Below are 16340 nucleotides of genomic sequence, written 5' to 3'. Positions count from 1 at the left end.
GGGTACGGTGACCCAACGCGCTTACAATTTCAATGCGGGTCCGGCTGCGTTGCCGCTCGACGTATTGAAACAGGCACAAGAGCAGTTTGTCGATTTCAACGGCGCCGGCATGTCCATCATGGAAATGTCGCACCGCAGCGCGCAATACGAGCAGGTGCATGAAGAAACGGCGTCGCTCATGCGCGAATTGTTCGGCATTCCGGACAATTATCATGTCCTGTTCCTTCAGGGCGGCGCCAGCACGCAGTTTGCCATGCTGCCGATGAATCTGCTGCGTCCCGGCCGTCCCGGCGCTTATATTATGACCGGCAGCTGGGCCGATAAAGCGCTGAAGGAAGCGAAGCTGATCGGCGAAACCGCGATCGCCGCATCGACCGAAGGCGACCGCTTCACGCGAATGCCCGATCCGTCGGAGATTCGCATTCCGGAGCATGCGGCCTATGTCCATCTTACATCAAACGAGACGATCGAGGGTACACAATACGCCGTCTATCCGGATACGGGCAGCGTCCCGCTCGTGGCCGATATGTCGAGCGATATTTTGAGCCGTCCCGTCGACGTGTCCCAATTCGGCGTCATCTATGCCGGCGCGCAAAAAAATCTCGGCCCTTCGGGCGTCACCGTCGTCATTATTCGCGACGATCTGGCGGCGGAGAGCCCGGAAGGCGTGCCGACGATGCTGCGGTACAACACGCATGCGAAAAACCGCTCGCTCTACAATACGCCGCCGTCGTTCTCGATCTATATGGTCAATCTGGTGCTGAAATGGATCAAGTCGAACGGAGGCGTCGCCGCCATAGAGCGCCAGAACCGCGAAAAGACCGATCTCATTTATAACGTGATCGATGCCAGCGGCGGTTTTTACCGGGGCGTTGCCCACCCGGCCAGCCGTTCGCGGATGAACGTCACATTCCGCCTCGGCGACGAGGAGCTGGAGAAAAAGTTTGTGAAGGAATCGGAGGCGGAAGGCTTCGTCGGATTGAAGGGCCATCGCAGCGTCGGCGGTCTTCGCGCTTCGACCTACAACGCGGTGCCTTACGAAAGCTGCAAGGCGCTTGCCGATTTTATGAACGAATTTATGCGCAGACACGGATAAGCAACGTTTCCCGACCGGTTGAAACAGGCAGACCGCCCGATCCTTCGATCACTGCCGAAGGGACGGGCGGTCTTCTGCCTTGCTTCAGGCCGGAGAAGAATCCATGACGTTCGGTCCGGTCAGCTTGTAGCCGACGTTGCGAACCGTCATAATATATTCCGGCGTGCGGGCGTTCTTCTCGATTTTGTCGCGCAGATGGCTGATGTGGACATCGACGATTCGCGTATCGCCGAGAAAATGGTAGTCCCATACGCCGTGCAGCAGCTGCTGCCTGCTGAGCACCTTGCCGCGATGCCGGCAAAGAAAGAGCAGCAGCTCGAATTCCTTCGGCGTCAGCTCGACCGGCTGGCCGCCGACGCTGACCTCGCGCTGAGCCGGCTTTACCGTCAGCCGGCCGATTTCGAACGGCGCCTCTTCGGCCGCTCCCGGCTGCGCGGTCACGCGGCGGAATATCGCCTCGATTCGGGATATAAGCTCCTGCGGGCTGAATGGCTTGGTCATATAATCGTCAGCGCCGTTATCGAGACCGGCGATTTTGTCGGTGACGTCCTGCAGCGCGGTCAGCATAATAATCGGGACGGCGTTGTTCTGCTTGCGCAGCGTGCGGCATACGTCGATGCCGCCCATCTTCGGAAGCATCAGGTCGAGCACGATCAGGTCGGGGCGGAACGGCTTCAGGGAATCGAATACCGCCTCGCCGTCGTGCACGCAGCGAACTTCGTATCCGGCAAGCTTCAGGTTGAACTCGATAAGCATGGAGATAGAGGGCTCGTCGTCAACAACCAAAATTTTCTTTTTCACGTCTCGTCTTCTCCTTTGCCTCCTGATCTTGCTTGCTATTATCGCAAAGGAGCTTTATCCGGCTATTAAACGGACGTTAAGCGGGTGTAAAATTATTTTTTTACCGAGGTGAAATATGGCGTATCACATTGTGCTGGTCGAGCCTGAAATTCCCGCCAACACCGGCAACATCGCGAGAACTTGCGCGGCGACGGGAACGCATCTGCATCTCGTGCGCCCGCTCGGCTTTCGCACCGACGACCGTACGCTGAAGCGGGCCGGGCTCGATTACTGGCATGCGGTGCATGTGCACTACTACGACAGCTTCGAGGAGGTGCGGCAGGCGTATCCGGACGGCCGCTTCTTCTTCGCTTCGACTCGCGCCGCCAGGCGCTATTGCGACTTCGCCTATCGGGACGGGGATTTGTTCGTATTCGGCAAGGAAACGAAAGGATTGCCGCAGCAGCTGCTGGACGCGAATCCCGAAACCTGCATTCGGCTGCCGATGACATCCGCTGTCCGCTCGCTCAATTTGGCCAATTCGGCCGCGATCGTCGTTTACGAGGCGTTGCGGCAAAATGAATTTCCGGGGATGGTCTGACGCAACTATGCGCCGTTTTTTTCGTATAACCAAGTAGCAGTTCAAAAGGGCTAGAAATCGAGCGAATGCAAGGTTCTCAGGAATGGCTGTAGACTAGACAAGACAATAGAAGAGGTGATCGTTTGATGAAACCGGCAGGTGTGGTCCGCAAGGTGGATCAACTCGGCCGTATTGTGCTTCCCAAGTCGCTGCGCAAACGGTATCAGATGAACGAAGGAGACCCGGTTGAAATTCTGGTTCAGGGCGACCATATTATATTGGAAAGGTATCGTCCCCGTTGCGTGTTCTGCGGCTCGATGGACAACGTGTGCGAATTCAAGGAACGTTATTTGTGCGCCGCCTGCCTGACGGAAATGAAACAGCTTCGCCGCTAGGCCAGCTGACCGAAAAAGCATTCCGCCATGCAAGAAGCTTCCTCGCGCGCCGCGCGGGAAGCTTCTTGATCGAGCATATATTCCGGGAAAACGATGCTTCGCCGCCGCAGGCGGCGAAGCATCGTTTTGCTTTTCACAATCTAACGCCGGCTTAAAGACCTTTCGTTTTGTCGTCGTTGTATGCCGCTGTCAGCATGGCGATGATGAAAAGCAGAAATACGGTCATAATGATAATAAACGTTTGGGTGATTTCCATCGCTGTTCACCTCCGTAACTGTTTAATATTATACCCAACAGCCTGGCAAAAAGAAACGTAAAAAGTTGTGAACAGATTGTTACGCCGGATCAACTTTTCGGAGGTTGGCCGGTCCCTTTCGTTACATAATTTTACGGAAGCTTTTTACGGTAACGGGCCGGCGATTCGCCGGTCTGTTTTTTGAACACTTTGCTGAAATATTTTTCGTCGGCGTATCCGACCATCTCGGCGATATCCGCGATTTTAAGCGTCCGGTTGCCGAGCAGCCGCTTCGCTTTGTCGACACGCAGCCTTTCCACGAATTCGGTGAGCGTCTCGCCCATTTCCTGCCGGAATTTGCGGGAGACGTATTCGCGGCTCAGAAAGAAGCGGCTCGCAAGCCGCTGCAGCGACAAATCTTCGCCGAGATGCTGCTCGATATAGCGAATCATATCGCCGATCACATGCCGCTCCTGCCGCATGGCGGCGGCGGTTGATTTGGCGATTGCCGCAAGCCGCTCCTTCCATATGCGCCCGGTCTCCTCCAGCGACAGCCGGCCTTGCTCGTCGAACGCGAACGGCAATGTTCCTCCGTCCGTTTCTTCGTGCGCATCGGGAGCAGGCGCGGACCGGCTTTCGAACCATTTGGACTTCATCATTCGATACTGCCGCGTCCACAATTCGAGATGCGCCGGCGTCACCGCCGGAAGCGAGCGCACGGCGTCCAGCCAGCGGTCGACGGCCGCTTCCAGCTCCGCGAGATCGAGCGCGAGCAGCGCGGTATGAATCGCCTCTTCCATGTCGGTCAATTGCGGAACCGGACCGGTCTTGCTGTCCGGCGGCTGCGGAGCGTGCGCAAACGGCCTGTCCGACAGCAGGTTGCGCTGCATGAGCGCCTGACGGGCGCGCTGCACCGACTGCGCTATACCGCCCGGAAGCGGCTCCTCGCTGCCGATACCGGCATGGACCGGAGCGCGAAACGTCGAGAATATCGCCTGCATGATCTCTTCCGTCCGGCTTGGCGCAAGGGACGGCGCCGTCCAGAAGAGGATGACGATTTCATCCGTCGAGCCGAACGGGCGAAACGCATAGCCGGCCGACCAGCGGTCGTGAACGAGGTCGTTCGCGATATTGGCGACCGCATAGGCCAGCAGCTCCCGGTCGCCGCGAAACCGCCGCAGCAGCGGCGCCGGAACGGCATCCAGCCCGATGACCGCCGCAATGCCGCTCTTTGCCCGCTGGAAGCCGGGAAAATCCTGATACAGCTGCTGTTTCGCATCGTCGGCTTCCTTCGTATTGTGAAACAGCTGGCTGAACAGATAGTCGCGGTAGACCGGCTTGAACCGGTTTATGGCGATTCCCTGCTCGACCTCGTGCCGCCGTTTCAGCTCGAGCTTCCGTCTGGCGTCGACCGCCCGCATCACCGCTTCCTCCAGCTCTGCCGGATCGATCGGCTTTAATAAATAATCTTTTCCCCCGTATTTCATCGTATGACGCACATAGTCGAAATCATCGTAGCCGCTGATGACGATCACTTCCGTATCGGGCCGGTGCGCCTGAATCCATTCCATCAGCGACAGACCGCTGGATATGGGCATATGAATATCGGTCAGCACGATGTCGATCGGCTGCTCCTGCATCGTTCGTTTCGCTTCTTCTCCGTTATCCGCTTCGAATATGCGCCGAAAGCCGCGTTCCTCCCACGGAAACAGCAGCTTGACCGCATCCCGCGCATGCTGTTCGTCATCTACGATCAACACGTTCATGCCGGCTCGCCTCCTCCGTTATGCTGCGGGACAAGCAGCGTAATCCGCAGTCCGCGCCCTGGTCGGGATTCCAGCTTCATTTCCGCGTCCGGTCCGGCGTGCAGCCTCAGCCTGGACATGACATTGTACAGGCCGATATGTCCGTCTTCGCGGCGGGACGGCAGACTTTGCTCTTCCGGTTTTCCGATTTCGTCTAGCAGCGTGCGCAGCTCCTGCAGCTTCGCTTCGGGTATGCCGGGCCCGTCGTCCTCGACCTGGATGGCGGCATGCCGGCCCTGGCGAAATGTCGAGATCCAGACCCGAATTTGCCCGCCGACCGGATCGAAAGCGTGCTTGAACACATTTTCCACCAAAGGCTGCAGCACCATACGAGGAACGGCGAGCGCCGCCGTATCCGGCGCCATGCTGATCTCGTAGGCCAGCTTGTCGCCAAACCGCCGCTTCTGAAGTTCCAGATAAGCCTGCGTATGCTCGATTTCCTGTGAAAGTTGAACGATACTTTCGGACGTATTCATCGAATAACGCATCATTTTGCCGAGCAGCATGACCAGGTGATAGACATCCCGTGCTCCGCTTTGCAGGGCGGCCGTGCCGATCGACTGCAGCGCGTTGTAAATGAAGTGCGGCTGCACCTGCGCCTGCAGCGCTTTTAGCTGATTCGTCTTGCTGGCCAGCTCCAGCCGGTATTCCCGCAGCACGAGGTTGTTGATCGTCTCCATCATCAGCCGAAAGCGGCGGGCCAGAATGCCGATTTCATCCTCGCGGGTCAGCCGGATGTCGGTATCGAGCTCGCCCGATTGGATCCGGTTCACGTATCCGGTCAGCTTTTTGAGCGGGGACGTGATCCAGAAAGAGACGAAGATAGCGGCGGCCGCGGCGACGATCAGCGAGCATCCGAGCACGAACGTATTGACGGCCGTTACTTGCCGGGTGCCCGCTTGCAGCAGCTTGTCCGGTATCCGCTTGATGAGCGTCCAGTTCATGCCGTTGTCCGTCAGCCGCTCGTACACATAGATGCCGGAATGTCCTTCTTCCTTGTAGGATTGATGGCCCCGCGTCTGCCCGCCGGCCAGCGCCTCCCGCACCCATGCCTCGTTCAGCCGTTTGCCGCGCTTGCGTTCATCGGGTCCGTATACGATCGTGCCGTCCTCCGTCAGCAAATACAGTTCCTCCAGACCGGGATCGTACAAATTTCGACAAATGTCGTCGATGACTTCGGTCGTCAAATCGATCGCGAGCGTGCCGATCGGTTTGAATGAAGGCACCTGCACAATTTTTCGATGAATGGTAATGACAGGCTTGGGCGAATAATAAGGCAGTGTCTGCATGCCGTAAAGATGGCTCTGATGCGCCGGATCGATTTTCGTCATCTCCGTTTCCGGTATGGCCGAGCCATAAGGCTCCAACTGATGTGCTTTCTTCAAGTTGCCTTTGACGACAAGGTACCCTTTTTCCGCAGCAGCCGCATGAAGATACACTTGATAAATCTCTTTCATCGAGTTGCCGATCGACAGCAGGCTCCGGTTGACGACCTGTTCGGACAAATAATCGTCGCGTCCCTGCTCCAAAATTTTGTACAAGGTATCGCCGAATTGCGTGTCGTTGTAGGGGAGCAGCGTCGTCCCGTAGGCCATGTCGAAATAGTTGTTCAAGTTCGTTTTGCCCTGGTAGATCAAATTCGAAGCCTGACGAACCGCCTCGTCGGATACGATTCGTTCGGTGCGCGCATTCGTCGCCAGGATGGAAGCGAGCATCGGCAGCCCGATGGCAAGGAGCAAAAAGACGATCAGCTTGGTGCGGATGCTGCGTTTCAGCCAGTTCAGCTTCATGGCGGGTACCCTCCTTTTGACTACAAGTAGTATAGGCAATCATGGGTGGCAGATCAATATGTTCCACCTATCATGTCACCATTGTCGGTGGGCCGGGCCGCGGAACCGCATTATACTCAAAGCAAAAACCGGGAAAGGGGAGATCCTAGAGATGAACAAAAACTTTCTATCGAGGGAATGGGTTCAGCAGATCGTCTTCACCGGCCCGGCGGTGCTGGCTTTCGCCCTTATCGTAGCGCTTCCCTTTTTCATGGGGATGTATTATTCGTTTACGAACTGGAACGGCGTTTCGGACACGGCTTCGTTCGTCGGCTTCGACAACTTCGTGACGGTGTGGCAGGATCAGGGCTTCCGCGATTCGTTCGCGTTTACGGTCCGGTTTACCGTCGTCGCGGTCGTATTGACGAATCTTGTCGGATTTGTGCTGGCGCTCCTGCTGTCCGCGCCGTTGAAATCGCGGAATGTGCTGAGGACGCTGTTCTTTATGCCGAACGTGATCGGCGGCCTGCTGCTCGGCTTTATCTGGCAGTTCATCTTCGTCCGCGGCTTCGCCTCGATCGGGAAGGCGACGGGCCTGTCCTTCTTTCAACTGCCCTGGCTCGGGGACGAGCCTACCGCATTTTGGGCCGTCGTCATCGTCAGCGTATGGCATGGCGCAGGCTATCTTATGGTCATCTATATCGCTTCGCTGATCAACGTGCCGAAAGATCTGAACGAAGCGGCCGCCATTGACGGCGCGACCGCCTGGCAGCGGCTTCGGCATATTACGGTGCCGCTCATTATGCCGGCCGTTACGATTTCGCTGTTTTTGGCGCTGTCGTGGTCGTTCAAAACGTTCGACGTCATCTTGTCGCTGACGAAAGGCGGGCCGTACAACTCGACGCAGTCGGTTGCGCTGAATATTTATCTGGAGGCGTTCCAGAATAACCGCTACGGGCTCGGAACGGCCAAAGCATTCATTTTCTTCATCGTTGTAGCGTTGATTTCGACCTTACAGGTATGGCTGACGAAACGCCGGGAGGTGCAGGCTTAATGACGAATCGTTACAACTGGCGGACGCTGCTGCTGGAACTGATCGCCATTCTGGCCATGCTGCTGTTTATGGTGCCGTTCTATTTCCTGGGTAGCAATTCGCTCAAGACGTTCGGCGAAATTTTGCTGGACGCCGCCGCGCTGCCGAAATCGCTCAATTTCAGCAACTACGAGCGGGCCTGGGACATTATGAAATTCCCGCAGGCGTTCTGGAATTCGCTGCTCATTACGGTCACGAGCGTCGCCGGACTGGTCGTCATCAGCGCGATGGCGGCGTACAAAATGGTGCGGCGTCCGAACAAGCTGAACAATACGCTGTTTCTCCTGTTCGTCGCGGCGATGGTCATTCCGTTCCAGTCGATCATGATTCCGCTTATGAAGGTGGCCGGCTGGTTCGGCCTGACGAACAGCATGTGGGGATTGTGGCTTTGCTATATGGGCTTCGGTTCATCGCTGACGATTTTTCTGTTTCACGGCTTCGTGAAATCGATTCCGGTCGAGATCGAAGAATCGGCGGTCGTGGACGGCTGCTCGCCGTACGGCGTATTTTGGCGCATCGTCTTCCCGCTGCTCAAACCGATGACGGCCACCGTGCTGCTGCTGAACAGCCTGTGGATCTGGAACGACTTCCTGCTGCCGAACCTGATCATCGGCGGCGAGCGGACGCTCAGGACGATTCCGCTTTCGACCTACTCGTTCTTCGGCCAGTATACGAAGCAGTGGGATCTCGCGCTGGCGGCGCTCGTGATGGGTATCATTCCGATCATTATTTTCTTCCTGTCGCTGCAGAAGTATATTATAGAAGGCATTACGGCAGGATCGGTCAAAGGCTAACATCCTCCACCTTTTTGTTCAACATTCTCGGTGTTGGCGGTTTCAGGCGCGGACTATACTGAATATGGAATTGCGAAAGCGAAAAAAGGAGGGTTCTTCAGATGAAAAAGAGAGCGATGCTGGTGTTCCTCATCGTTGCCCTGACGGCCGTTTTGGCGGCTTGCGGCTCGAAGAACGACGAGGGAAGCGGAGCGGCGAACGACAATCAGGAAGGCAAGCCGGTTACGATTAAGATTTTCCAGTTTAAAGTCGAAATTGCCGAAGCGCTCGAGCGCTTGAAGGAAGAATACGAGAAGGAAAATCCGAACGTCAAGCTGGAAATCGAAACGGTCGGAGGCGGCGCGGATTACGGGGCTGCACTCAAGGCCAAATTCGCTGCCGGAGAGAAGCCCGATATTTTCAACAACGGCGGGTATCAGGAGCTGAATACGTGGATCGAGCATCTGGAAGATCTGTCGGATCAGCCGTGGGTAGCGGACACGCTTGACGTGGCGAAGGAGCCGATGACCAAGGACGGCAAAATCTACGGCATGCCGCTCGGCCTCGAAGGATACGGCCTGATCTACAATAAGGACTTGTTCGCTCAGGCCGGCATTACGGAGCTGCCGAAGACGATCAGCGAGCTCGAAGAAGCGGCGAAGAAGCTGAAGGCGGCAGGCATTACGCCGTTCGCCAACGGCTTCGGCGAATGGTGGGTGCTCGGCAACCATAACTTCAATATCGCCATCGCCAACCAGGACGACCCGCGTGGTTATGTCGAGTCGCTGAACGCGGGCACAGGCAAAATCGCCGGCAATCCGGTATTCGAGCAATGGGCGGATCTGCTGGATTTGATGCTGAAGTATAGCAACGAAAACCCGCTGACGACCGACTATAACACGCAAGTTACGCTGTTTGCCAGCGGGCAGGCGGCGATGATGCAGCAGGGCAACTGGACGCAGGTGCAGGTTGACAGCATCAATCCGGATTTGAATATCGGCGTGCTGCCGATGCCGATTAGCGACAACGCGGAGCAATCGGACAAGCTGCCTGTCGGCGTGCCGAACAACTGGGTTGTAAACAAAAATTCGCCGGTGAAGGAAGAGGCAAAGGCGTTCCTGAACTGGATGGTGACATCCGATATCGGCAAGAAGTACATGCTTGAGGAATTCAAGTTCATCCCGGCGTTCAAATCGATCGAAGTGACGGATCCGACCATACTCGGCGATATGGCGAACGAAATTATCGCGTACAGCAAAGACAACAAGACACTCGGCTGGTACTGGTTCCTGTACCCGGAAGGCTTGCCGCAGGAGCTCGGTTCGACGATGCAGGCCTACATCGCGGGCAAGCTGGACCGCAGCGGCATGTTCAAAGCTTTCGAGACCAGCTGGAACAATTTGCGGCAAAAGTAAGACGGCGGGTTCGCTCCCGCGATAGGCAGGGTGAAGCGGCGCATCCGGTCCCGTAACCGGACGCGCCGCTTTTTTATATGCTCCGCTTCGGGCTGTTCTGTGCCGGCCCGGAAAGAGCGGGGGGCGACCGGCCGCGTTCGGGCGGCTCCCTTTGCGAACGTGCCTTGCAGTTGCCTGCCGGAAGCGATAAGCGTAATATGTAATTATGCATAGAGTCGCTAAGGAGGATCACCATGAACTATCAGTTTGCGGGCCGCATGCAGCAATTGAAATCGTCGGCTGTAAGAGATATTTTGAAGCTGACGCAAGGCCGGGAAATTATTTCATTCGCAGGGGGGCTGCCGGCGGAAGAGCTGTTTCCGCTGGAAGCGGTTCGCGAGGCTGCGGACAGAGTATTCGCTTCGGGCCGCCAATCGCTGCAGTACGGGTTGACGGAAGGCTTCACGCCGCTGAGGGAGCAGCTGTGCGACCGGATGGCGGCCAAGGGAATGCAGGTGCACCCGGATCAGATGATTTTGACGACGGGCTCGCAGCAGGCGATCGATCTGGTCGTCAAAGTGCTGACCGATCCCGGCGATACGGTTCTCGTCGAGACGCCGACCTATCTCGCCGCTTTGCAGGTGTTTCAACTGTACGGATTGCAAGTCGAGGCGGTGGAATGCGACGAGCAAGGCATGATTCTCGAAGATGCCGAACGGCTGATACGGGAACGTCGCCCGCGGCTTATCTATGCCGTTCCGACGTTCGGCAATCCAACGGGACGGGTATGGAGTGAAGAGCGGCGCCGCGGCATACTGGAGCTGTGCATCCGGTACGGCGTTCCGTTTCTCGAGGACGATCCTTACGGCGACATCAAATTCGACGAATCGGCACATTATCCGACGCTGTTCTCCATGCAGCAACATTCGGAGGGCGGGCCGGTCATCTATACCGGCACGTTCTCGAAGACGGTGGCGCCGGCGCTGCGCACCGGCTGGGCGATCGCCGACAGCCGCATCATCCGCATGATGGCCAAGGCGAAGCAAGCGGCCGATCTCCATTCCAGCACGCTCGATCAGCAGACGCTCGATCAATTGCTGCGGCACTTCCCGCTCGACCGGCATATACGCGCCATCGCCCGCATATACGGCGAACGCATGCGCGAAATGAGCGCGCTGATCAAGCGTCAAGGCTGGAAGGATGTGCGCTTTAGCGAGCCGAAAGGCGGCATGTTCCTGTGGCTGGAGCTGCCGGAAGGTCTGGACAGCGAGGCGCTGCTGCGCTGCTCGGTCGGCAAGGGCGTCGCCTTCGTGCCCGGCGCTTCGTTCTACGCCTCCGAGCCGAAGCGGAACACGGCCCGCCTTAATTATACGCATAGCACGGGCGAACGCCTTGCCGCCGGCATCGAACGGTTCGCCGAGGCGCTTGCCGAATTTACCGCCCGCTGCTAGCGGCGGCGATCATCGCGCCTATACGGAAGGGGCTGTTCCCTGCGTCATGAGCGTCCGTACGTCATGAGCGTGACCGGAAACAAGCCCCTTTTTCGGCATTGCTGCGTTCGGCGCTCCGCCCGATCGTCCCGGATTTAACGGATTTCCCGTCCGGAAAAATCGGCGTACAGCCGCCCGTCCCGCACGAACACCGGAGCGCAGGCCAGCTTCTCGCCGTCCACATTGGTGCACTCGCCCGTTTGCATATCGAACGTCCAGAAATGCATCGGGCAGACGAACTCGGTGCCGTAAACGCGCACCTCGCCGCCGGCGTGCGGGCAAATGGCGGAGATGAGGCGGTACGGCTCTGCGGAGCTTTCGGCGTTTTTCACGATAAAATAAGGCTCGTTGTCCACTTCCACCGGCGCGGGAAAAGCTTCAAAGTCGGCTTCGGCGCCGAGATCACGGGCGGCTTCGGCGGGTTTGTCGTTCATCGGACGATTCCTCCTTCGTTTTTGTGGCCAGCCATTCGGACAATACGTCGGCATACTCCTTCAGAGCGGCTTCGCCGGCGGGGCGCAGCCTGTAGAGACCGCGTCCGATCCGCTCGAACCAGCCGTAATAATTGTTGCGAAGCATGGGTCCCGTCTTCGGATAATCGATATGCGCCGCAACCTGGCTTGGCGACAGCGGTCCGTACGCCGCCAGCGCCCAGGCGCAACGGAGCGCCCGTTCCCGGTAGACGGTGACGAGCTTGCGTTTCGCGCTGCCGCCGACATTGTAATCGCCGCTTCGCTCGCGAAATTCATTCAGCAGCCGGGCTTTGCGGGCAGGGCGCGCGCCACGCAAGGGGGGTTCGCCAGGCTCGCAAAGCATCTCGACGCGAGGCGGCTTCGTCTTGAACATGGTCACCGTCATCAGGCCGAGACCGAGCATTCGGCATAACTCGGCCAAATCGCCGAACCGCTGATTGTGAGCCCCGCTTTTCTTGCGGTTCCGTTCGACGGCCAGCACGACGCGGTCGCTGATTCGCAACCGCTCGATGCCTTGCAGCAGCAACGCGAGATTGAACGTTTTTTTCATTTCCACGATAACGGTTTCGTCAACGGTTTCGTCTTCGGACGGCCGGACCGCTACAAGATCGCAATGGAGCACCTCGCTTCGAACGACGTAGCCGCGTTGTTCGTAATACGCTTTGATCGGTTCGTAGAGCTCCGCTTCCTGCTTGACGGCCACTTGCATTCCCCTTTCCACGATGTCCGGATCCCGTTTGTCTCCTGTCCCATTATACCAAAGGAGCGCTCAGCCGTGCTCCCATATTTCGGCAGCGCGTCGTTTTTTGAAGGATATGCGCATAAATTTTAGAGCAACTTCCCGTCCCGCCACGCATACTTATGTAATACTTCCAAAAAATCGTCAACTCGTCAGCGGGCTTGCTACAATCCCAAGGCGGTGAAAAATAAAGCAACTTCGGGTACGATGGGAGGAGCATGGTATGGATATTTTCAAACGGATATCGGCTTACAAGGCCGAATATGAAAAATTGGCGTGGAGCGGGACGTTTAAAGAGTATATTGAAAAGCTGCGCAGTGACCCTTCGCCGGCCATGACGGCTCACGCGCGAGTATATGAGATGATCGCCTCTTACGGAATCGAAGAAGTGAACGGACAGAAGCGGTACAAATTTTTCGAGCAGGAAATTTTCGGATTGGACCGGGCGATCGAAAAGCTGGTGGAAGAATATTTTCATTCGGCCGCCCGCCGTCTCGATGTGCGGAAGCGGATCCTGCTGCTGATGGGACCGGTTAGCGGGGGGAAATCGACGATTGTGACGATGCTCAAAAAAGGGCTCGAGCGCTTCTCTCGCACTGACCGCGGAGCCGTATACGCCATTAAAGGCTGCCCGATGCACGAGGAGCCGCTGCATCTGATCCCTCATGAGCTGCGTCCCGAAGTGGAGCGCGAGCTCGGCGTACGCATCGAGGGCAATTTGTGCCCGTCGTGCCAGATGCGGCTCAGGACCGAATACGACGGCAATATCGAACAGGTGATGGTGGAGCGGGTGCTCATCTCCGAAGACAACCGCGTCGGCATCGGGACGTTCAGCCCTTCCGACCCGAAATCGCAGGATATCGCCGATCTGACCGGCAGCATCGACTTTTCGACCATTACCGAATACGGGTCGGAGTCCGATCCCCGCGCCTACCGGTTTGACGGCGAGCTGAACAAGGCCAACCGCGGCTTGATGGAATTCCAGGAAATGCTCAAGTGCGACGAAAAGTTTCTGTGGAACCTGCTGTCGCTGACGCAGGAGGGCAATTTCAAGGCCGGCAGGTTCGCCCTGATCTCGGCGGATGAGCTCATTGTGGCGCATACGAACGAGTCGGAGTACAAATCGTTCATAGCCAATAAGAAGAACGAAGCGCTGCAGTCGCGGATGATCGTCATGCCGATTCCGTATAACCTGAAAGTGACGGAAGAAGAGAAAATTTACGCCAAGCTGATCGGCCAGAGCGACATGAAGCATATTCATATCTCTCCCCATGCGCTGCGAGCCGCCGCGATTTTCTCCATTCTGACCCGGCTCAAGGAAACGAAGAAGCAGGGGATGGATCTGGTCAAAAAAATGCGGATGTACGACGGCGAGGAAGTCGAGGGCTACAAGGAAGCCGATCTCAAGGAGATGCAAAACGAATATACCGAGGAAGGGATGTCCGGCGTCGATCCGCGCTACGTCATCAACCGGATTTCGAGTGCTCTGATCAGGCAGGACCTGCAGTGCATCAATGCGCTTGACGTGCTGCGGGCGCTGAAGGACGGCCTGGACCAGCATCCGTCGATTACGAAGGAGGAGCGGGAGAAATATTTGAATTTCATCTCGATCGCCCGCAAGGAATACGACACCCTGGCCAAGAAGGAAGTGCAGAAGGCGTTCGTCTATTCGTTCGAGGAGTCCGCACGCACGCTGTTCGACAACTACCTGGACAATGTCGAAGCCTATTGCAACTGGATGAAAATCAAGGACCCGCTGACCGGGGAGGAGCTTGATCCGGACGAAAGACTGATGCGTTCCATCGAGGAGCAAATCGGCATTTCCGAAAATGCGAAAAAAGCGTTCCGCGAAGAAATATTGATCCGCATCTCCTCTTATGCGCGCAAAGGGAGGAAATTCGACTATTCCAGTCATGACCGGCTGCGCGAGGCGATCGAGAAGAAGCTGTTCACGGATTTGAAGGATATTGTCAAAATTACGACGTCGACGAAGACGCCGGACGAAATGCAGCTCAAGCGAATCAACGAAGTGACGTCGCGGCTGATCGACGAGCACGGTTATTGCCCGGTATGCGCGAATGAACTGCTGCGTTACGTGGGAAGCTTGCTGAACCGGTAAATCTGCGCCGACCTTTCGAGATAGATCTTTTGTAAATATCGCCATACGTTGATGAACGCCGTCCAGGCGTTTTTTCTTTTATGGAGGGGGTTGTCGGGACGGCCCGCCGCGCTTTGCCGTCTTGCGGCCGGCGGACATTTGCAGGACAATAATCTTAGGTCTGAGGTCAGAGAAAAAAACGCAAATCTTAATCTGATTCTAGTATTTCTGCAACGTTTGCATTATAATGGTATTAACAAGATATGGTGTTTATCCGAAGGAACTGAATCCATTATGAATGTCGTACTATTCGTTATTTTCTCCTCACTCGAATACTTATCAGTCTTCTTCTTTCTTTTTGCTTTATTCCGCTTTGAAATCAAAGAACAAATACTTAACTCGATCATTTGTTCAGTTATTATGTCATTTGTTTCTCACATGTTTATGTTGGAGCATTTAAGCAGCATCTCTTCCATCGTTCAATTCTTTATTTTAATTTTCTTTTTGCGTCTTCTTTTAAGGACAAGCTGGTTTTATTCCAGCATGATGTTGTTGATCGGTTATATCGTATTCGCATTGAATCAAACTGCGATGCTCGCACTTCTAAAACATTACAATGTTTTTAAAGACGATGTTGTTCCTTATACTAACCAAGCGTTTTTGCTTCAAGGGCTGTCTTGTCTATTGTTATTTCTATATACAGGCTTTATTCGATTTAACAAAGGCGGGTTCAGTTTCATTGAACATGACGGAAGAATAAAAAGAAATTTTATTAACAGAAGTAATGTTACTTTTTTTGTGGTCATGATTATTTCCATTATTATTACATTTATTTCGAACTACTGGATTGGCAGCGAAGCTAATCCGCCGCTTGTCTTGATTTCGTTTATGCTTTTGTTACCATTGTTGTTTCTGATTTATCTTTCTGTTAAGAAGGAGACAGCCGATGATTGAAGCAATGGCAGAACGAATCGCGGTCATGATCAAACGAAGTGCGCCGGATCATACCGCAAGTATTGCTGTAATGCGGTTCTCTTTGATTGCGATTCTAAATACGTTTTTTGCCCTTGTACTCGCATTTTCAATCGGATTGGCAACGGGGAGTTTTTGGGAGACCGTAATGGCTTCAATTGCCTTTATTATTCTGCGTTTTTTTTCCGGAGGAATTCATCTTCGTACGTCTACAGCATGTACAATCGCTTCGGTAGCGATGCTTTCGATTATTCCTCATTTACCGTATACCGATGAAAGTATATTTTGGTTGAACGTTATCAGTGTCGGATTGTTAATTGTTTTTGCGCCTTCCAACATAAAAGGATATGCACGTATTCCGGAAAGGTACTTCCCGCTCCTTAAGCTGATATCCGTCTTAATTGCTTCTAGTAATTTCTTTTTTAATCATCCCATACTCGGTTATAGTTTTTTCTTCCAATCCCTTCTCACAATTAGTATTATAAAAAGGAGGTGAAAAAAGTGAAAAAGAAACTGGCTATTGGAGCTTCAAAGTTGCTGGCTTTGGTTGCTGTTCTTTTTGTAAGCACGGCTTCCCTTTGGATTATGCACAGACCAGAAATCCCTGAAGAATTGCAAAAATAATCGGATGACCTTAGTGTTTTGGTT

16 protein-coding genes are annotated in these 16340 nt (G+C 55.2%); 11 read left to right on the top strand and 5 right to left on the bottom strand.

Annotated elements, in window-relative coordinates:
- Positions 1 to 7: 7 nt before the first annotated feature.
- The gene (gene serC / locus ABEV74_RS17920; RefSeq protein WP_430148097.1) at positions 8 to 1096 is read left to right on the top strand and encodes a 3-phosphoserine/phosphohydroxythreonine transaminase; all 1089 of its coding nucleotides are present in this window, start codon (positions 8 to 10) and stop codon (positions 1094 to 1096) included.
- An 84-nt stretch (positions 1097 to 1180) separates the two neighbouring features.
- Here the strand turns inward: serC and ABEV74_RS17915 are convergent, their stop codons facing one another.
- Complete coding sequence (locus ABEV74_RS17915) at positions 1181 to 1897, bottom strand: response regulator transcription factor (protein ID WP_062491617.1); 717 nt, start codon at positions 1895 to 1897, stop codon at positions 1181 to 1183.
- A 115-nt stretch (positions 1898 to 2012) separates the two neighbouring features.
- Between ABEV74_RS17915 and trmL the strand changes: the two genes are divergently transcribed.
- Positions 2013 to 2477 carry a tRNA (uridine(34)/cytosine(34)/5-carboxymethylaminomethyluridine(34)-2'-O)-methyltransferase TrmL gene (trmL, locus tag ABEV74_RS17910; protein WP_430148094.1) on the top strand — a complete coding sequence of 155 codons (465 nt, stop codon included), beginning with the start codon at positions 2013 to 2015 and terminating at the stop codon, positions 2475 to 2477.
- A 125-nt stretch (positions 2478 to 2602) separates the two neighbouring features.
- Positions 2603 to 2851, top strand: coding sequence for an AbrB/MazE/SpoVT family DNA-binding domain-containing protein (locus ABEV74_RS17905; RefSeq protein ID WP_062491621.1), 249 nt, complete (start codon positions 2603 to 2605; stop codon positions 2849 to 2851).
- A gap of 387 nt (positions 2852 to 3238) precedes the next feature.
- Here ABEV74_RS17905 and ABEV74_RS17900 read toward each other — a convergent pair whose 3' ends face one another.
- Both ABEV74_RS17900 and ABEV74_RS17895 read right to left on the bottom strand, forming a co-directional pair.
- Entirely contained in the window at positions 3239 to 4852 is a 1614-nt protein-coding gene (locus tag ABEV74_RS17900) for a response regulator (protein WP_213529060.1), read from the bottom strand.
- Positions 4849 to 6681 carry a cache domain-containing sensor histidine kinase gene (locus ABEV74_RS17895; protein WP_430148091.1) on the bottom strand — a complete coding sequence of 611 codons (1833 nt, stop codon included), beginning with the start codon at positions 6679 to 6681 and terminating at the stop codon, positions 4849 to 4851. Before ABEV74_RS17895 ends, ABEV74_RS17900 begins: the two co-directional genes overlap by 4 nt.
- 151 nt (positions 6682 to 6832) lie before the next feature.
- Here ABEV74_RS17895 and ABEV74_RS17890 point away from each other — a divergent pair, with 151 nt between their 5' ends.
- From ABEV74_RS17890 to ABEV74_RS17875, 4 genes are all read left to right on the top strand, one after another.
- The gene (locus ABEV74_RS17890; protein WP_062491627.1) at positions 6833 to 7714 is read left to right on the top strand and encodes a carbohydrate ABC transporter permease; all 882 of its coding nucleotides are present in this window, start codon (positions 6833 to 6835) and stop codon (positions 7712 to 7714) included.
- A complete protein-coding gene (locus tag ABEV74_RS17885) occupies positions 7714 to 8547 on the top strand; it encodes a carbohydrate ABC transporter permease (protein WP_430148089.1) in 834 nt (277 codons plus the stop codon). Before ABEV74_RS17890 ends, ABEV74_RS17885 begins: the two co-directional genes overlap by 1 nt.
- A gap of 101 nt (positions 8548 to 8648) precedes the next feature.
- Positions 8649 to 9941 carry an ABC transporter substrate-binding protein gene (locus tag ABEV74_RS17880; protein ID WP_430148086.1) on the top strand — a complete coding sequence of 431 codons (1293 nt, stop codon included), beginning with the start codon at positions 8649 to 8651 and terminating at the stop codon, positions 9939 to 9941.
- Between the two features lie 233 nt (positions 9942 to 10174).
- Positions 10175 to 11371, top strand: coding sequence for an aminotransferase-like domain-containing protein (locus ABEV74_RS17875; RefSeq protein WP_430148084.1), 1197 nt, complete (start codon positions 10175 to 10177; stop codon positions 11369 to 11371).
- A 134-nt stretch (positions 11372 to 11505) separates the two neighbouring features.
- Here the strand turns inward: ABEV74_RS17875 and ABEV74_RS17870 are convergent, their stop codons facing one another.
- A complete protein-coding gene (locus ABEV74_RS17870; protein WP_430148081.1) occupies positions 11506 to 11844 on the bottom strand; it encodes a Rieske (2Fe-2S) protein in 339 nt (112 codons plus the stop codon).
- Positions 11813 to 12604 (bottom strand): DUF2161 domain-containing phosphodiesterase, encoded by a 792-nt coding sequence (locus ABEV74_RS17865; protein ID WP_430148078.1) that lies wholly within the window; start codon positions 12602 to 12604, stop codon positions 11813 to 11815. Before ABEV74_RS17865 ends, ABEV74_RS17870 begins: the two co-directional genes overlap by 32 nt.
- A 241-nt stretch (positions 12605 to 12845) precedes the next feature.
- Here ABEV74_RS17865 and ABEV74_RS17860 point away from each other — a divergent pair, with 241 nt between their 5' ends.
- The 4 genes from ABEV74_RS17860 to ABEV74_RS17845 all read left to right on the top strand — a co-directional run bounded on the left by ABEV74_RS17860 (position 12846) and on the right by ABEV74_RS17845 (position 16316).
- Entirely contained in the window at positions 12846 to 14741 is a 1896-nt protein-coding gene (locus ABEV74_RS17860) for a PrkA family serine protein kinase (RefSeq protein ID WP_062491637.1), read from the top strand.
- A 90-nt stretch (positions 14742 to 14831) separates the two neighbouring features.
- The gene (locus ABEV74_RS17855; protein WP_430148075.1) at positions 14832 to 15674 is read left to right on the top strand and encodes a hypothetical protein; all 843 of its coding nucleotides are present in this window, start codon (positions 14832 to 14834) and stop codon (positions 15672 to 15674) included.
- A complete protein-coding gene (locus ABEV74_RS17850) occupies positions 15667 to 16188 on the top strand; it encodes an accessory gene regulator ArgB-like protein (RefSeq protein ID WP_062491641.1) in 522 nt (173 codons plus the stop codon). Before ABEV74_RS17855 ends, ABEV74_RS17850 begins: the two co-directional genes overlap by 8 nt.
- 5 nt (positions 16189 to 16193) lie before the next feature.
- Entirely contained in the window at positions 16194 to 16316 is a 123-nt protein-coding gene (locus ABEV74_RS17845; RefSeq protein WP_145977161.1) for a cyclic lactone autoinducer peptide, read from the top strand.
- The last annotated feature ends 24 nt before the right edge of the window (positions 16317 to 16340 follow it).

Origin of the sequence: Paenibacillus cisolokensis, assembly GCF_050481165.1 — a bacterium.
GTDB lineage: Bacteria > Bacillota > Bacilli > Paenibacillales > Paenibacillaceae > Paenibacillus_AH > Paenibacillus_AH cisolokensis.
This window is presented reverse-complemented; position numbering and strand designations above follow the sequence as displayed.